At 69.2% G+C, this 14,488-nt stretch carries 10 protein-coding genes and 5 pseudogenes; 4 read left to right on the forward strand and 11 right to left on the reverse strand.

Going from position 1 to position 14,488, the window contains the following annotated elements; genetic code table 11:
- Positions 1 to 220: 220 nt before the first annotated feature.
- Positions 221 to 1,231: pseudogene (locus KVT45_RS37635) on the forward strand (IS1380 family transposase); the annotation flags it as partial.
- A 42-nt stretch (positions 1,232 to 1,273) separates the two neighbouring features.
- Here the strand turns inward: KVT45_RS37635 and KVT45_RS56780 are convergent.
- From KVT45_RS56780 to KVT45_RS37645, 3 genes and pseudogenes are all read right to left on the reverse strand, one after another.
- Positions 1,274 to 1,546, reverse strand: a pseudogene (locus KVT45_RS56780) (TetR/AcrR family transcriptional regulator); the annotation flags it as partial.
- Between the two features lie 537 nt (positions 1,547 to 2,083).
- A complete protein-coding gene (locus KVT45_RS37640; protein WP_217553686.1) occupies positions 2,084 to 3,169 on the reverse strand; it encodes a patatin-like phospholipase family protein in 1,086 nt (361 codons plus the stop codon).
- A gap of 111 nt (positions 3,170 to 3,280) precedes the next feature.
- Positions 3,281 to 3,667 (reverse strand): VOC family protein, encoded by a 387-nt coding sequence (locus KVT45_RS37645; RefSeq protein ID WP_217553687.1) that lies wholly within the window; start codon positions 3,665 to 3,667, stop codon positions 3,281 to 3,283.
- Between the two features lie 63 nt (positions 3,668 to 3,730).
- Between KVT45_RS37645 and KVT45_RS37650 the strand changes: the two genes are divergently transcribed.
- Entirely contained in the window at positions 3,731 to 4,696 is a 966-nt protein-coding gene (locus KVT45_RS37650) for a YafY family protein (RefSeq protein WP_308310984.1), read from the forward strand.
- Between the two features lie 104 nt (positions 4,697 to 4,800).
- Here KVT45_RS37650 and KVT45_RS58515 read toward each other — a convergent pair.
- From KVT45_RS58515 to KVT45_RS37660, 3 genes and pseudogenes are all read right to left on the reverse strand, one after another.
- Positions 4,801 to 5,097, reverse strand: a pseudogene (locus tag KVT45_RS58515) (IS3 family transposase); the annotation flags it as partial.
- Positions 5,098 to 5,468: 371 nt separating this feature from the next.
- Positions 5,469 to 5,843, reverse strand: a complete 375-nt coding sequence (locus KVT45_RS37655) for a hypothetical protein (protein WP_217553689.1) — start codon at positions 5,841 to 5,843, stop codon at positions 5,469 to 5,471.
- A 516-nt stretch (positions 5,844 to 6,359) separates the two neighbouring features.
- Positions 6,360 to 7,511, reverse strand: a complete 1,152-nt coding sequence (locus KVT45_RS37660) for an ROK family protein (RefSeq protein ID WP_217553690.1) — start codon at positions 7,509 to 7,511, stop codon at positions 6,360 to 6,362.
- 186 nt (positions 7,512 to 7,697) lie between these two features.
- Here KVT45_RS37660 and KVT45_RS37665 point away from each other — a divergent pair, with 186 nt between their 5' ends.
- Together KVT45_RS37665 and KVT45_RS37670 are read left to right on the forward strand one after the other, a co-directional pair.
- The gene (locus KVT45_RS37665; RefSeq protein ID WP_217553691.1) at positions 7,698 to 10,148 is read left to right on the forward strand and encodes a glycoside hydrolase family 3 C-terminal domain-containing protein; all 2,451 of its coding nucleotides are present in this window, start codon (positions 7,698 to 7,700) and stop codon (positions 10,146 to 10,148) included.
- Between the two features lie 71 nt (positions 10,149 to 10,219).
- Entirely contained in the window at positions 10,220 to 11,824 is a 1,605-nt protein-coding gene (locus KVT45_RS37670) for a carboxylesterase/lipase family protein (RefSeq protein ID WP_254647937.1), read from the forward strand.
- 36 nt (positions 11,825 to 11,860) lie between these two features.
- Here the strand turns inward: KVT45_RS37670 and KVT45_RS37675 are convergent.
- The 5 genes and pseudogenes from KVT45_RS37675 to KVT45_RS58200 form a co-directional block, all read right to left on the reverse strand.
- A pseudogene (locus KVT45_RS37675) lies at positions 11,861 to 12,067 on the reverse strand (hypothetical protein); the annotation flags it as partial.
- Positions 12,068 to 12,375: 308 nt separating this feature from the next.
- On the reverse strand, positions 12,376 to 13,113 hold the full coding sequence (locus KVT45_RS37680) for a peptidase inhibitor family I36 protein (protein ID WP_217553692.1): 738 nt from the start codon (positions 13,111 to 13,113) through the stop codon (positions 12,376 to 12,378).
- Positions 13,114 to 13,410: 297 nt separating this feature from the next.
- Positions 13,411 to 13,791 (reverse strand): toxin Doc, encoded by a 381-nt coding sequence (locus KVT45_RS37685; RefSeq protein ID WP_217553693.1) that lies wholly within the window; start codon positions 13,789 to 13,791, stop codon positions 13,411 to 13,413.
- Complete coding sequence (locus tag KVT45_RS37690; protein ID WP_217553694.1) at positions 13,791 to 14,030, reverse strand: hypothetical protein; 240 nt, start codon at positions 14,028 to 14,030, stop codon at positions 13,791 to 13,793. The genes KVT45_RS37685 and KVT45_RS37690 overlap by 1 nt, the downstream gene beginning before the upstream one ends.
- A 64-nt stretch (positions 14,031 to 14,094) precedes the next feature.
- Positions 14,095 to 14,307 (reverse strand): annotated as a pseudogene (locus tag KVT45_RS58200) (putative immunity protein); the annotation flags it as partial.
- Positions 14,308 to 14,488: the final 181 nt, after the last annotated feature.

Below are 14,488 nucleotides of genomic sequence, written 5' to 3' on the forward strand. Positions count from 1 at the left end.
TGGCGGCGGACCTCGGCTACGCCGTCCAGAGCCACTTCATCCGCGACTTCAAGGGCATGTTCGGCGAGCAACCGACCTGGTACGCGCAGCGGTATTAGCCTCGCGCTTTCACGAGCGGGTCTGTCCGGGTCTTTATCTAATAAACGGAGAGTGCTTCTGACCTGCAACGATGGGACTTGTCTAGGGTCTTGTCCGCTGCAAGGAAAGAAGCAGTCTCCAGATGGAGAAGCGTATCGGGTCGTATCCGCCTGTCCGCGTTCAGGGCAACGGTGGCGCGGTGGTCACGCAGGCCGGCGGGGTGCTGCTGCTGGAGACCGTCCGTAAGTCCGGCTTGGACACGGCGATATCGGCGGCGCTGGCGCCGTGGCGCAAGCCGCGTGCGGTGCACGACCCGGGCAAGATGCTGCTGGACCTCGCCCTGGCGGTGGCGGTGGGCGGGGACTGTCTGTCGGATGTCGCGGTGCTGCGGGCCGAGCCGCAGGTGTTCGGGCCGGTGGCCTCTGACGCCACTGTCTCCAGGCTGGTCGAGACCCTGGCCGCCGCCGGGCCCCGCGCACTGACGGCGATCCGCCGTGCCAGGGCCGAGGTCCGCGAGCGGGTGTGGAAGCTGGCCGGCACCGACGCCCCCGACACCGGTGGCCAGGTCATCGTGGACATCGACGGGGTCCTGGTGCTGGCGCACTCCGAGAAGCAGGACGCCGCGGCGACATGGAAGCGGACCTTCGGGCACCACCCGCTGGTCGCGTTCGTCGACCACGGAGCCACCGGGTCCGGGGAACCTGTGGCCGGGCTGCTGCGACCGGGCAACGCGGGCAGCAACACCGCCGCCGACCACATCACTACCACCCGCCTGGCCCTGGCCCAGCTCCCCAAGCACTACCGGCGCGGCCGACAAACCCTGATCCGCACCGACTCCGCCGGCGGCACCCACGAGTTCCTGAACTGGCTGACCGCGCGCGGCCGGTGGCTGTCCTACTCGGTCGGGATGACGATCACCGACGCGGTCCACCACGCTGTGCTTCAGGTCCCGGCTTCGGCCTGGACCCCGGCGGTCGAGCCCGACGGTCAGGTCCGCGACGGAGCCTGGGCAGCCGAGCTGGCCGGCGACGTCCTCAAGGGATGGCCGACCGGAATGCGGCTGATCGTACGCAAGGAACGACCCCACCCTGGAGCCCAGTTGAGGTTCACCGACGCCGACGGCATGCGCCTGACCTGCTTCGCCACCAACACCGTCGACACCGCGATCGCGGCCCAGGAACTGCGGGTGGTGATGTCACTTTCGGTTAGTGCTCAGGCCGTCCAGCATGAGGTCGAGGAGGCGTTCGGCCTTGGCGCGCTGGTCGGGCTTTCCGGAGGCGAGGGCGATGCCGGTCAGGGCTGCGAACATGTCGGTCGCGCTGGTGTCGGAGCGGATCGCTCCGGCAGTGACGCCGGCGTCCATGAGCGAGGTGAGTGCTTCCGGCATCATTTCCCGGCTGTGCGCGTAGGGGTTTACTCCGGACTCGACGACGGCCCGCAGTGCCTCGGCCATGCCCAGCTTGGCGGTCGCGCAGCCGTACGCCAAGCTCGTTCGCGCCTCGGGCCGTCCGCTCCGCTGTCACCGTCGCCCATCTGCCGGCGAGCATTTACTGGAAGGCGAGCGCGGGGGCGTCGTCGGCGGCCGCGATTTCTCTGAACTACGAAGTGACCAGCGAGCCTGCTGACCGCCGACGGCGAGTCAGATCGCGTTGATATCGCCGCGGGCGCTCGCTCCCATCGAGTCAGTGCTCGCAGCAACGCGGCTCGGCCATGCCGCCGGGCAGCGAGCCGGGCCAACAGCACAAGCACCGGGTCGAAGGCTTCCTCCGGGAGCTCTTGGACGGCCAGCCCCAAGCTGACAGCGAGATCGTCCATATGCACGGCGAGCTCCGGCATCCGGCTCGACCGGGCCGCATCACGCCGTGACAGCGCGGACCTCCAACCGAGTCACGAGGGTTGCCCAGACCCAGGTAACCAAGTGGACGCGATGGAGGAGCGCAGGCAGTGGTGCCATCAACTCTCACCACCGCCCGTGCCCCGGATTCCATCGGGGTGCCGGGCCGTGTCAGACCGGTGGGCGCTGCCCGGTCCAGACGGCGGTGAGACGGTCGAGTTCTACTTCAGCCTGGCGCAGGCCGAGGGCATAGGCCTCAGAGGCCGCCTGCGGATCCATGGCGTTGACCACCCGGCCTTCCTCCGAGCTGCCGAGCGGCTCGACCGTGGCAAGCCACCTGTCCGCGCCGACGGCGGCGAGTTCGCGGTCAGCGTTTCTGCCCATCGCGGGGGGCATGCCGGGCACGTCGACGCCCAACGGAACGGAGGAGATGGCGATCATGCGGTCGGTCCGGGGTGCAGCGGCCGCGTTGAGGTGGTTGGCAAGCCCTCCGTCGATGTAGCGGCGCCCCTTGAGGGTGACGGTCGGATAGATCATCGGAACGGCGCAACTGGACGCCACCGCGTTCTGCAGCGGCACACCGGACTCGGGACCCCACACCACCAGTTCACCGGTTTCGGCGTCGACGGCGGTGCAGTGGTAGGCGCTGGGCCAGGGCAGGCCGGCAAACGCTTCGTACAGGCCCAGGTAAGCCCGCTCATCGATCGTCTTCGTTCCTTCGGCGGCCTTTGCGATCGAGCGCAGCCCCTGCTCGCGGTCGGTCTCCAGATCGGCCTGCCAGACCGCGGTCATGAAGTTCTGGAAGCCCGCAGCCAATTGCTCGGCGCCCACGAGTTCGGCCACGGCGGCCATCCTGGCCTGTACGGCCGCGACGTCGGTGCGGGAGGCCGCCAGGGCCCCGACCACCGAACCGGCCGAGGTGCCGAGAATCACCTCGGCGTCGGCCAGGTCGAGCCCGGCCTCACGCAGGCCCGTCAGCAAACCCGTCTGCCAGGCGATGCCCACCAGGCCGCCGCCGCCCAGGACCAACGCACGCGTCGGTTCACCGTTCTGTGCAGTCATGACCTTCTCCAGTTCCGCGATCAAAATGGCCCAGTCAGCCGTGCGGACGGCCAGGCCGTCCGGAGTCGTCAGCGGATCGGCGGCCTGCATCCGAAGACACGAGGACTCGCTTCGCAGGCCCGGTCGCTGGGCGAATGCCCTGAGAACCCGGCGCACCTCATGGGCCGTCGCGGAGTTCGACGGCATGGTGGACATGGCGAGGCACCCCGCCGTGCGGACGCTCGGCTGTGCCCCGGGCAGGACTGCCGCGTCTTCACCGGCTCCCGCCGGGCACGGGGGGACGGGTCAGCAGTCGGCCGGTCCTGCTCAGCCCAGGGTGGTGATGCAGAACGGATGGCCGGCAGGGTCCAGCAGGACCCTCCAGAGATCAGGGTGAGGCTGAGTCGCCGCCTCGACAGCACCGAGGGCGAGCAATCGTGCCTGGGCGGCGTCCAGGTCGTCGACACCCAGTTCGAGATGGGCCTGCTTCTCCTGGACGGGGTCCGGCCAGGTGGGACGCTGGTAGCCGGCCAACCGGTTGAAGCTCAGTCCGGTCGAGCCCTCCTTGCCGAGCATGATGAAGTCGTCGCTGGAGAAGCGCACGGGCAGGCCAAGGACCTCGCCGTAGAAGCGAGCCAGCTCGGCGGGGTCCGGACAGTCGAACGTGACGGACGCGTAGCGGATCGCCGGAGCGGAAGTGGTTTCGGTGCTCATGGAAACGACGCTATGCCGGGATCAGGACAGGTTCTGTCCGGGTCATGGACGATACTTCGAGATGTGATCAGTACCTCCGCCCGTCTGCTGCGACTGGTCTCACTGCTGTCCTCGCGGCCGTCGTGGACCTCCCGCGAGCTGGCCGGCTGGATGGAGGTCACCGAACGCACCGTCCGCCGGGACATCGCCAGGCTGCGGGAACTGGGCTACGGCGTCGAGTCCGAACCCGGCCCCTGGGGCGGCTACCGCCTGGGGAGCGGCACCCGTATGCCGCCGCTGATCCTCGACGACGAGGAGACACTCGCTGTGGCCGTCGCCCTGCGCGATGCCGCACTCAGCGGCGTCCTCGGCAGCGAGGAGGCATCGCTGTCCGCGCTGCTGAAACTGCGGCAGGGACTGCCCCCGCGGATCGCGGACCGGCTCGGCGAACTGGACAGCGCGTTCGCCTACACACCCAGGCACGACGAGCAGCAGATCACACCGGGCATGCTGCTCGAACTGGCCGTCTTGTGCCGCCGCAGCGAGCGCACCCGCCTGTCGTACCGAGACCGGGAAGGAAAGGCCACGGTCCGCGACGTCGCCCCCTACCGCCTCGTGCACACCGGGCGCCGCTGGTACTTCGTCGCCCGGGACGTGGCGCGCGACCAGTGGCGGACGTTCCGGGCCGACCGGGTGACGCACACACAACCGACGGGGCAGACGGTGGAACTCATCGACCCACCCGACCCGGCGGTTCTCGTCTCACGCAGCATCGGCGGCGGGACCTACCCGCTTTCCGTGAGGGTCCGCCTGCCATTGCCGTTGGACGCAGCACTGCGACTGGTCCGGCCCACAGCCGGCATCCACCATCCGGACGGCCCCGAGGGCACCATCGTCGAGATCGGCGGCAACGACGCCGACGAACTCGCCGCATACCTGCTCAGCCTGGGCACCCCGCTACAAGTGCTGTCCCCGGACAACGTGAGGCAGGCACTCCTGCACCGCACCCGAGAACTGTTCGAAGACAACGGCGGCAACCTGCCCTCGTAAAGGATCACGCCGAGCACGAGCACCGATCCCAACCGGCGCCGAAACCGTCTACAGGGCATTCTTTCTGTTCGCCGTCGCCGCTGAGGGCGGATCTTCTTCTCTCGTCGGGCGCCCTGAAGACCGAGGTCGTGCATCGGCCGGGCGACGGTGCAGCGGGTCGCTGGTATGCCTTCGCGGTGCAGCTGCCGCCAGACCTTTCGCACTCCGTAGACGCTGGAGTTGTCCGTGTGGACGCGGCTGATCTGCGTCTTCACCTCGGTGTCGCGGAGCGGCCGGGCGCTGGGGGTGCGGTTTTTGGCGGCGTAGTCGGTGCTCGTCGCGATCTTTAGTCCGTGGCTGGTCAGGACCCGGCAGATCGGCTCGGCTCCGAACACCTCTCGGTGAGCGTCAATGAACGCCACGAGTGCTTCGACGGCCGGTCGAACTCGGCCGCGAAGAAAGCCGAAGCCGCTTCAAGGATCTCGTTCGCCCGTCGCAGTTCGGCGTTCTCGGCTCGCAGCCACTTGATCTCCATGGCCTCCTGGGACGTCGTGCCGGGCCGCTGGCCGGTGTCTACCTCAGCCTTGCGGGCCCCAGGTCCGCACCGTCTCTGCCGCACCGATGCCCGGCCTTGCCGCGACTGCCTTCATCACGGCCCTCTCGGCCGGGTAGTTCGGTCGGATCTCCGCAACCATGCGCACCGCTCGTTCGCGAAGCTCAGTGGGGTAGGAGAACGGACGGGCCATGACTCGGTCCTCTCAGGGAATCGAGCCTCCATCAGACCCGCAGCGGTTCAGACGTCCTTGGCTTCCTTCAAGTCCGATTGGATGCTGCTTGAGGATGCCAGAGCGACAAACAACGGCAACTTGTACAGCGGTGGAGGTTCGCCCGCCAGGTCGAGTCGCCGCCAAGCCAGGCGAGCCGAGATCTTCAGCACCCGGTGCGCGCGCATGATGAGCAAGAAAGCGAGCGGCAGTTCTACGAGCACGGCCGAGGCTACGCTTCCCCATACGTCGCCTCGCCCCCGGCTCAACGAAACGTCGAACCAGGCATCGCAGACCAGGAGTGTGGCTGCCACGAAAGACATCGGAACCAGGGCCTGCCGTCTCAGCCAAACGGCCACGCCGGCGCCGGCCAGCGACACGAGCAGCATGACGTCGAAGCCCACCCACACCATGGGCCAGTACCGAGCCTCAAAGCGATCGGGCAACGAAACGGCCAGGTAGACGGTCCAGCTGATCGCTCACACGGGCAACGCGCGGGCGTGAGGCCACGCCGCGAAACCTGTCGATCGCTCTTCGATGGTACGGCGAGCTCCCATCCTGTCTGCAGGCAGAGCCACTGACCTGGTCGGCGACGACCATCAGCGCCGATCCAGCGTACGAAGCCGGTGCCGGAGCCTGGCGAGTGGGACGGCGGTCAGGTGGTCGACCCCAACGACAACTTCGTGGGCCGCTACATGTCCGCCTTCTGGCGGCTGATCGTCCGAGGTGTCACGGCCGTCACCCGTCCAAAAGCGCGCTCGGGGCTCGTACGGCGGACGGTGGACGGCGACGGCGACGGCGACGGCGACGGCGACGGCGAGGTTGTACGACCACCGGTGGCCGGTGGGGATGCCCAAGGTCCGCCAGTGGCACCCCGGCCGTCAGAGCGCAGAACGACCCGCCGGCACATCCGCCTCCGATCAGCCCTCCGCCCGCCGGGCCCCGTCCCGCAGGGCGATGTCCCGGGCTAGTGTGAGGCTCCCGATCAGCTCGGCGCGGGTGCCGAGGGCGGACGCGGCGACCCGGACGCGATTGTCGAAGCCCGGTTGGGCGAGCCGTTCGATCGAGTCGCGGACGCCGTCGACGAACGCCTCGCCGGCCTGGCTCATCTCGCCACCGATGATGACGGCCGCGGGGTCGAGCAGTGCGCACAGATTGGCCAGGACGCGGCCGAGGGTACGGCCGGATTCGGCGAGGATCTTCCGGGCCACCGGGTGGTGGGCGATCTCCGGCAGCCGGGACCGCAGGTCGGTGTCGCCCGGGTAGAAGTGCCGGATCTGCTGGAGCACCTGGCGGACCGAGACGATGGTCTCCAGACAGCCGCGGTTGCCGCACCGGCACCAGTCTCCGTCCGGGATCACCTGGGTGTGCCCGATCTCGCCCGCGGCCCCGAAGCTTCCGCTGACCGGGATCCCGTGGACGATGAGGCCCGCCCCGATGCCGTCGGACGCCTTGACGTAGATGAGGTTGCCGCGGTTCTCGGCGGCACCGTGCCGGTGTTCGGCGAGGGCTCCGAGATTCGCGTCGTTGTCGAGGGAGACCGTCAGTCCCGTCCGGGAGCCCAGTTCGGCCGCCAGATCGAGCCCGGACCAGCTGGACAGGATGGTGGGCGAGGCGATGGCCCGTTTGCTCATGTCCAGCGGCCCCGGTATGCCGACGACGCACGCGTTCACGGGCCCGTCGACCGTGAGCCGGACCTCCTGGACCGTCTGCCGGATCATGTCGGCCGTGACGTCCAGGGCCGCGGTCGGGCGGGTGTCCACATCGATCGCCACTCGCCGCTCGGCCCGGACGGTCAGGTCGAGGGTGGCCGCGGCGACGGTGAGATGCCGGTGGCCGACGTCCGCTCCGACGACCGCGCCCGCCGGATAGCGGGGCCGAAGGCGGCGGCCGGGGCGCCCACGGCCGCCCCTGTTCTCCCCCTGGTGCTCGGTCAGTAACTCGTCGGCGAGGAGGTCGCGAACGACGGCCGCGACGACCGGACGGCTCATGCCGAGCGCCGTCTGCAGTTCGGGGCGCGACGCGCTCCCGTGCCGCCGGACATGGGTCAGGATCTCGTCACGTGGAGACACGTGTCACCTCCCTGGTGAGGGCGTCAATTTATGTCTGGCAAGAACGGAATTCCAGAGGGTTGACGCATCGAATGTGCGAATTTAACCTCCTTGAACGTTCGATCTTTTATAGAGCCACCTGCTTTGACTCGAATTCTGTCCAGCGGAGACATAAATCGTCGAGCACTTCAGTGGTGAGGAGTCCGCATGGAGCTCGATCGGAGATCGGTACGACGCCGCGGCAGCCGTTTACGCCGTACGGCGCTGATCGCAGGAGTGAGCGCGGCGGTACTGGCCGGAAGCGCGGCCGTGGCTCCCGGCGCCTCGGGCGCGGGCAGCGAGGGTGTGACCGTCAAGGTGTCTGCCCGCGTCGCCGCCCTCATCGGCCGGATGACGCTGGACGAGAAGTTGTCCTTCGTCCATGGCGGCACCGATCCCCAGGCGCTCGGGCAGGCCGGATACATCCCGGGGGTGCCCCGCCTCGGCATCCCCGAACTGCGGCTCACCGACGGCCCGGCGGGCGTCCGGGTCAACGAGCACGCCACCGCGATGCCGGCACCGGTCGCCCTGGCCTCGTCCTTCGACGACCGGCTGGCCAGTGAGTTCGGCCGGACCATCGGACGCGACGGCCGTGCGCTCGGCCAGGACGTCCTGCTCGCCCCCATGACGAACACCATCCGGGTGCCCTACGCGGGGCGGAACTTCGAGACCTTCAGCGAGGACCCGCTGCTCAGCTCCCGCATGGTGGTCGGCGAGGTCGAGGGCGTCCAGAGCCAGGGCCTGATCGCCACCGTCAAGCACTACGCGGAGAACAACCAGGAAGACAACCGCATGGGGGTGAACGTCAACGTCGACGAGCAGACCCTGCGTCAGATCGAACTGCCCGCCTTCGCGGCCGCCGTCAAGGCCGGCGCCGGGGCGGTGATGTGCTCGTACAACTCGGTGAACGACAGCCACGGCTGCGGCAGCGAGGAACTGCTCGACTCGATCCTCAAGGAGCAGTGGGGCTTCACGGGCTGGGTCATGTCGGACTGGGGCGCGACCCACGCGACGACCGACATCGTGAACGGCCTCGACCAGGAGATGCCGAGCGGCGTCTTCCTGGGCGAGGAACTGAAGACCGCGATAACCGACGGCACTATTCCGGTCTCGGAGCTGAATGATTCGGTCGCGCGCATTCTGCAGCAGATGGCGAAATTCGGTCTCCTCGACGGTGCGGCGGCCCGGCGGCCCGCACGCGATCCGAAAGGCGGCGCGGAAGTCGCGCAGAAGGTGGCCGAATCCGGCGCGGTCCTGCTGAAGAACACCGGCGAAGCGCTTCCGCTGACCGGCAAGGACACCAGCATCGGCCTCATCGGCCCGACCGCGAGGACACCGAAGGTCACCGGCGGCGGCAGCTCCAACGTCGTACCGGACTCCGCGGCCTCGCCGCTGGACACCATCACGGAACGGGCCGGCCCGCACACCACGGTGCGCTACGCGACCGGCGACGACAACACCGGCGTCCCCATCCCCGCCTCGGCCCTCAGCCCCGCCCTGCAGGTCGACGCGGACGGCACGATCCCCGTCACACCGGACGCCTCCTTCTACTACAGCGGCACCCTCACCGTGCCCACCGACGGCGACTACTCCTTCGTCTTCGACCTTCCCGCCGCGTACGGCCTGGTGAGGATCGACGGGAACAGCGTCATCACCGGCTTCCTGGGCTCCAGCAGCGCCACGGTGCACCTCACGGCGGGAGCGCACAGCTTCGAGGCCGGCGCCCTCGCGATCCAGGGCGGACCGACGAAGGTCCGGCTGAACTGGGTCACCCCGCAGGCCGCGCAGGCCGCGCGGGAGCAGGCGGTGGCGCTGGCCCGCGAGGTGAAGACCCCCGTCGTGTTCGCCTACGACGACGGCACCGAGGGCTTCGACCGGAAGAACCTCTCCCTGCCGGCCGACCAGGACGGGCTCATCTCCGCCGTCGCCGACGCCAACCCGAACACGATCGTCGTCCTGAACACCGGGTCGTCGATCACCATGCCGTGGCTGTCCAAGGTCAAGGCGGTGCTCGACATGTACTACCCCGGGGAGAACGGGGCCGAGGCCACCGCCGGGCTGCTCTTCGGCGACGTGAACCCCTCGGGCAAGCTCACCCAGACGTTCCCCGCGAGCGAGTCCGCCACACCGGTGGCCGGCGACCCGCTCAGGTACCCGGGAGTGGACGACCAGGAGAACTACACCGAGGGCATCTACGTGGGCTACCGCTGGTACGACAAGGAGCAGGCCGCCCCGCTCTTCCCCTTCGGCTACGGACTGTCGTACACCTCCTTCGCCTATCGCGACCTCGCGGTACGGCAGAGTCACGGCGCGTTGACCGTCTCGTTCACCCTGAAGAACACCGGCACCCGCGACGGTGCCGAGGTCGCCCAGGTCTACGTCGGCGCGAGCCCGGGGACCACCGCGCCGCAGGCGGTGCGCTCGCTCGGCGGCTACCAGAAGGTGCGTCTGCACGCGGGTCAGTCGAAGACTGTACGTATCCGGGTCGACGCCCAGCAGCTGAAGTACTGGAACACGTCCTCCCATGCCTGGGTGCTCGGCACCGGGAAACGGGACGTGTGGGTCGGCTCCTCGTCGCGGACGCTCCCCCTGCACGGCAGCGTCGGCGTCACCCGCTGACCGCGCGGATCCTCCCCCACCACGCGTGCCGGCCGCACCGTCACGGCCGGCATCCCGCCAGAGAGGTCTCCATGACTGCCAGCAGAATCCGTACTGCCCTGGGCGGCGCGTTGATCCTGTCCATGACCGCCGTCGGACTGCTGCCCGCGACGGCGTCCGCAAGTGCGCTGAAAGTGGTGCCGACCGACAAGGGCGCCGTGCGCGGCGCCGTCTCCCAAGGCGTCGAGCGGTTCGTCGGCATCCCCTACGCGGCGGCCCCCACCGGCTCCCTGCGCTGGAAGCCATCGCGGCCCGCGGCGCGCTGGACCGGCGTTCGGGAGGCCACCGCCTTCGGCAACCCCTGCCCCGTACTGCCCAGCGGCAACGGCCCGCGCAGCGAGACCGAGGACTGTCTCGACATCAACGTGTGGCGGCCGGCGGGAGTGCGGGCCGGCGACCGTCTTCCTGTGCACGTGTTCATCCACGGCGGTGGCCTGACCAACGGCAGCGGCGCACAGAACGACGAGTCCAAGCTCGTCCGGGAGACGGGTGTCATCGGGGTCTCGCTCAACTACCGGCTCGGCGTCTTCGGCTTCCTCGGACTGCCGGCCCTCACCGAGGAGGGCGGCGAGTCCGGCAACTACGGCTTCACGGACCAGCAGGCCGCGCTGCGCTGGGTGCAGCGCAACATCGCGGCCTTCGGCGGGAACCCGGCCGCGGTGACCATCGACGGCGAGTCCGCGGGCGGCTGGTCCGTCTGCGGACATCTGGTGTCGCCCGGCTCGCGCGGTCTGTTCGCCCGCGCCGTGATCCAGAGCGGCTCCTGCCCCAGCGAGCCGCAGGCTCAGGCCGAGACCACCGGATCGGCGTTCGCCCGGCAGGCGGGCTGCGACGGCACCGACCAAGCGGCCGTCCTCGGCTGTCTGCGGTCGGCCTCGGCGGGCTCTCTCCTCGACGCGAGCCGGACCTTCTCGGCCGCCTTCGTGGACGGGACCTCGACGTTCCCGGTCAACGTACGCGAGGCGGTGGACAGCGGGCGGTTCGCCCGCGTGCCGGTGCTCGTCGGCGCCAACCGTGACGAGGGCCGCACCTTCGCGCAGGGCTACACAGGGGCGGGCAAGGATGCCTACCTCGCCTTCGTCCAGCGCGTCGCCGGGGACCGTGCCGACGAGGTCCTAGCCCGCTACCCCTGGCCCGGGACGTCCGACGCGTACACCGCGGCGTACCTCGTCGGCGCGATCATGACCGACTCGGGGATGATCGGCGGGATCGGCGGGTGCGGGCAACGCTCACTCGTCGGGGCCTTCGAGCGGTACACCCCCACCTACTCGTACGAGTTCGACCACCGGACCGGGCCGGGTCTGACGCAGATACCCGGCTACGTCTGGGGGGCCGGTCACGCCGCGGAACTCGCCTACATCTGGCCCAGCTTCGACAACGGCACGCCGATCGCTCCGCTGTTCAACACCGACGAGCGCCGGCTCGCCCGCGAGATGACGCAGTACTGGGGCGCCTTCACGAAGACCGGCCGGCCGCACGTCGCCCGGCAGTTCGCCTGGCCCGCCTACCACAGCGGCAAGGGGTTGACGCTGTCGCTGCGGGCGGGAGGCAGGAGTGTCCTGATCGACGACGCCCAGTTCTCCGCGGAACACCAGTGCTCGCTCTGGGACACCATGCCGGTCACACACAACTCCTGAAGACACGACGCGTTCGACCAGGCCAATGACCTCCCGTCAACAAGCAGATGATCGTCGTGGTTGGGGCCGGGCCGAGCTCTGGACGGCCACCGGCGCGGCGGTCTGGATGCCACGCGGTTGCCGCCGGGGGCCGCGGAGCATCGCGAACAGCGCGCTGATCCGCTGGCGGGCCAGGCGGAGAAGTGCCGGGGTGTGGGTCCTTCCGCGGACCCGGCCTCGGTCGTATCAGCGGGAGGCGGGATCGTGCTGCCCGCGCGCCGAGTGGTGGGACCGGAGGCCGGGTTCCATCACCCCCAGGTCCTCCTCGACGGGGTAGCCCGTCTGCTCACCGGGAGGCCGCCGGCCCCTGTCGGCGCCCAGGGCACCACCGAGCGGTTCAGCCGTCTCGACGGGGCCAGGCCCGGTCCTCCTCGCGCACGCCATCAGCGTCACCGGATCACTGGCCACTCTGAAAAAGCTCAGTAACTGCAAAGGGGGAAATCAGGCGCCAGACCGCGTGGGCCGCCCCCTGGTGGGGAACGGCCCTCAGGTGGGAGGCGTGGTGCCTGCGCTCAGCCGAGTTGCTGGGCGTTCAGGCTCGTGAGGTGTTCGTTGGCGGGATTTTCCTTCGCGTAGAGCACCTGGATGTCGATAGCGAGGTCGGTGCCGGGGTCGATGGTGTGTCCGCCGCTCGCCGGGGAGCCGAGCAGGACGCTGCCCTCGGTGCCGTCCCGCAGAATCTGGCCCCAGAAGACATCGGTGAACCCCTTGTACAGGGAGGTCCCCTCGGGCAGGTCACCAAAGCCGAGCGCCCATTTCACGACGCGTTCCTCGGCGGCGCGTACCGTGATCCGGTAGGAGTAGATCCACTTTTGGGTCTCCCAGTCCTGCCACTTGCTCAGGAACTCCTGATCGACGATCAGGTTTCCCAGGAAGGGGGCCGCCAGCGCCGACTGGGCCTGGTCGTTCCAACTGCCGTTCGGACTGTCGGCCATGGCGATCTTCGCCAGGTTCGCGACCGAGGACCTGCGGCCCACCGGCAACGAATGCCCCTGCTGGTCGGCGGCCGAGAAGAGCGCGTTGTCCTCGTCGGTGCGGTTGACAACGCTGCTCACCCCGTCGGCACTGTGGTCGAAGCCGTACACGGAGAAGTCCTTGACGGACGTGCCCACGGGAATGGCCAGGATCTTGTCACCGACCCCCGGGGTCTGGCCGCTGTTGAAGTTGACGGCCCGGTAGAGGCAGAAGTTTCCCTCGGGGCACACCTCCTCTCCTTGGCCGTAGATCAGCTGTGCGCTCTCGTCGCTCACGTGTCTGCCTTCCTGTTGACGACTGATGGGCCCGGGCAGGAGGCGGCTGGCCCCCTGCATCCGCTGAGGTCCCTCGAAGGCCCGTTCAATACCGTGAGCGACAATAACGTTACTGTCTGTAGTTGAATGATTCGACTCGCCTGGCCCGACCAGAGAGCCCAGAGCATTCCGATCATCGAGTGGCGTGCTTTCACAGCGTTCCACCCCACTGGATGACGTCCAGCGGGGTGGAGTTCAAAGAAAGCTTTTCATCAGCACCCGGACTCGACGGCCCGATGTGCTCGCGCAGGCGGGCGCCTAGAGCTTCCAGCTGCGCAGCCGGCCGGCGACGTCCTGGACGCTGATGCGGGTGTCGCGGACCTTGCGGACCAGGTCGGGCAGCGCGCCGTAGGGGGGATCGATGCCCTCGCCGGCCTGGGCCATGTACTGGGCGGCGATGAACGCGGCGTAGAGGCTGTTGCGGTGCGGGAGCGGTTCCAGACGCACGATGGTGTGCAGCAGGGCTGCGGCGCGCCAGGCCGTGTCGGGGTCGGCGGCGGCGAGGGTGGGCAGCCGGGTCTTGTGGCGGGCGACGGCGGCGACCAGCGCGGAGTAGTCCGCCACGGTCAGGTCGTCGTGGCCGAGCGCGTTCTCCTGGACGTCGAGCAGCCAGGAGACGTCGATGTAGAGGGGCGGCATCAGGCGGCAGCGGCCCCGTTGCCGCGCTCGGCGGGCGGCACTTCGTCGGGGAAGGCCTCGTCGAACTCGCCGCGCAGCCGCTCGGCCCATTCGGTCGCGCCGGCGACGAACTGCTTGCGCTGCATCTCGCGGATTCCGAGGTCGTGCAGGTACTGCTTGAGGCTCTTGCCCTCGGCGGCGGCCGCGGCCCGCACGCCTTCGAGTTCCTCTTCGGTGAAGGACACGTTCAGGGATGGCATACCCGTGATGGTACCTAGTAGGTGCCTTCCAGTGAAGCGGGACGGCGGTGCTTCACCGAACCCAGCCGCCCGCCGCGCGAGCCTGCATCATCTTGACCTCGCCGCGTACCCCGGGGCACGTTCGCCGGTCCCCAGGCTGGGCCGACTCGAAGAGACCGAGGACGTGTTCTGCGCACGAGGCCGCCCACAGAGCGAGGAGACGGTGATCGGCATCAGTCAGCGTCCCACCACGGCGGATCGTCACGAAGCGAGGGTTCCGGACTTTCGGAAGGATCATGAGGTGCGCCCTCTCCTTCGCACATCGGCTCCGCTCCCTGCGGGGACAGCGGCCGCCGCCCGGCAGGAGTCTGCTCTCCACCCCGGCCGCCGACGCCCTGCGCTCGTCGCGTGCCCCGGACGCGCCCGAGTCGGACGCGGACGACGACGGGCAGGGGCGCACGTCAGGCGTTGATCAGCAC

The sequence above is a fragment of the Streptomyces sp. GbtcB6 genome (genome assembly GCF_019091475.1).
GTDB classification, from domain to species: domain Bacteria; phylum Actinomycetota; class Actinomycetes; order Streptomycetales; family Streptomycetaceae; genus Streptomyces; species Streptomyces hyaluromycini.

What these genes read in the sequence shown, in the direction of transcription:
- KVT45_RS37665 (WP_217553691.1), top strand. Translation starts at nt 7,698, where the DNA reads ATGGAGCTCGATCGGAGATCGGTACGACGCCGCGGCAGCCGTTTACGC.
- KVT45_RS37640 (WP_217553686.1), bottom strand. Translation starts at nt 3,169, where the DNA reads ATGTCCACCATGCCGTCGAACTCCGCGACGGCCCATGAGGTGCGCCGG.
- KVT45_RS37690 (WP_217553694.1), bottom strand. Translation starts at nt 14,030, where the DNA reads ATGCCATCCCTGAACGTGTCCTTCACCGAAGAGGAACTCGAAGGCGTG.
- KVT45_RS37645 (WP_217553687.1), bottom strand. Translation starts at nt 3,667, where the DNA reads ATGAGCACCGAAACCACTTCCGCTCCGGCGATCCGCTACGCGTCCGTC.
- KVT45_RS37670 (WP_254647937.1), top strand. Translation starts at nt 10,220, where the DNA reads ATGACTGCCAGCAGAATCCGTACTGCCCTGGGCGGCGCGTTGATCCTG.
- KVT45_RS37685 (WP_217553693.1), bottom strand. Translation starts at nt 13,791, where the DNA reads ATGCCGCCCCTCTACATCGACGTCTCCTGGCTGCTCGACGTCCAGGAG.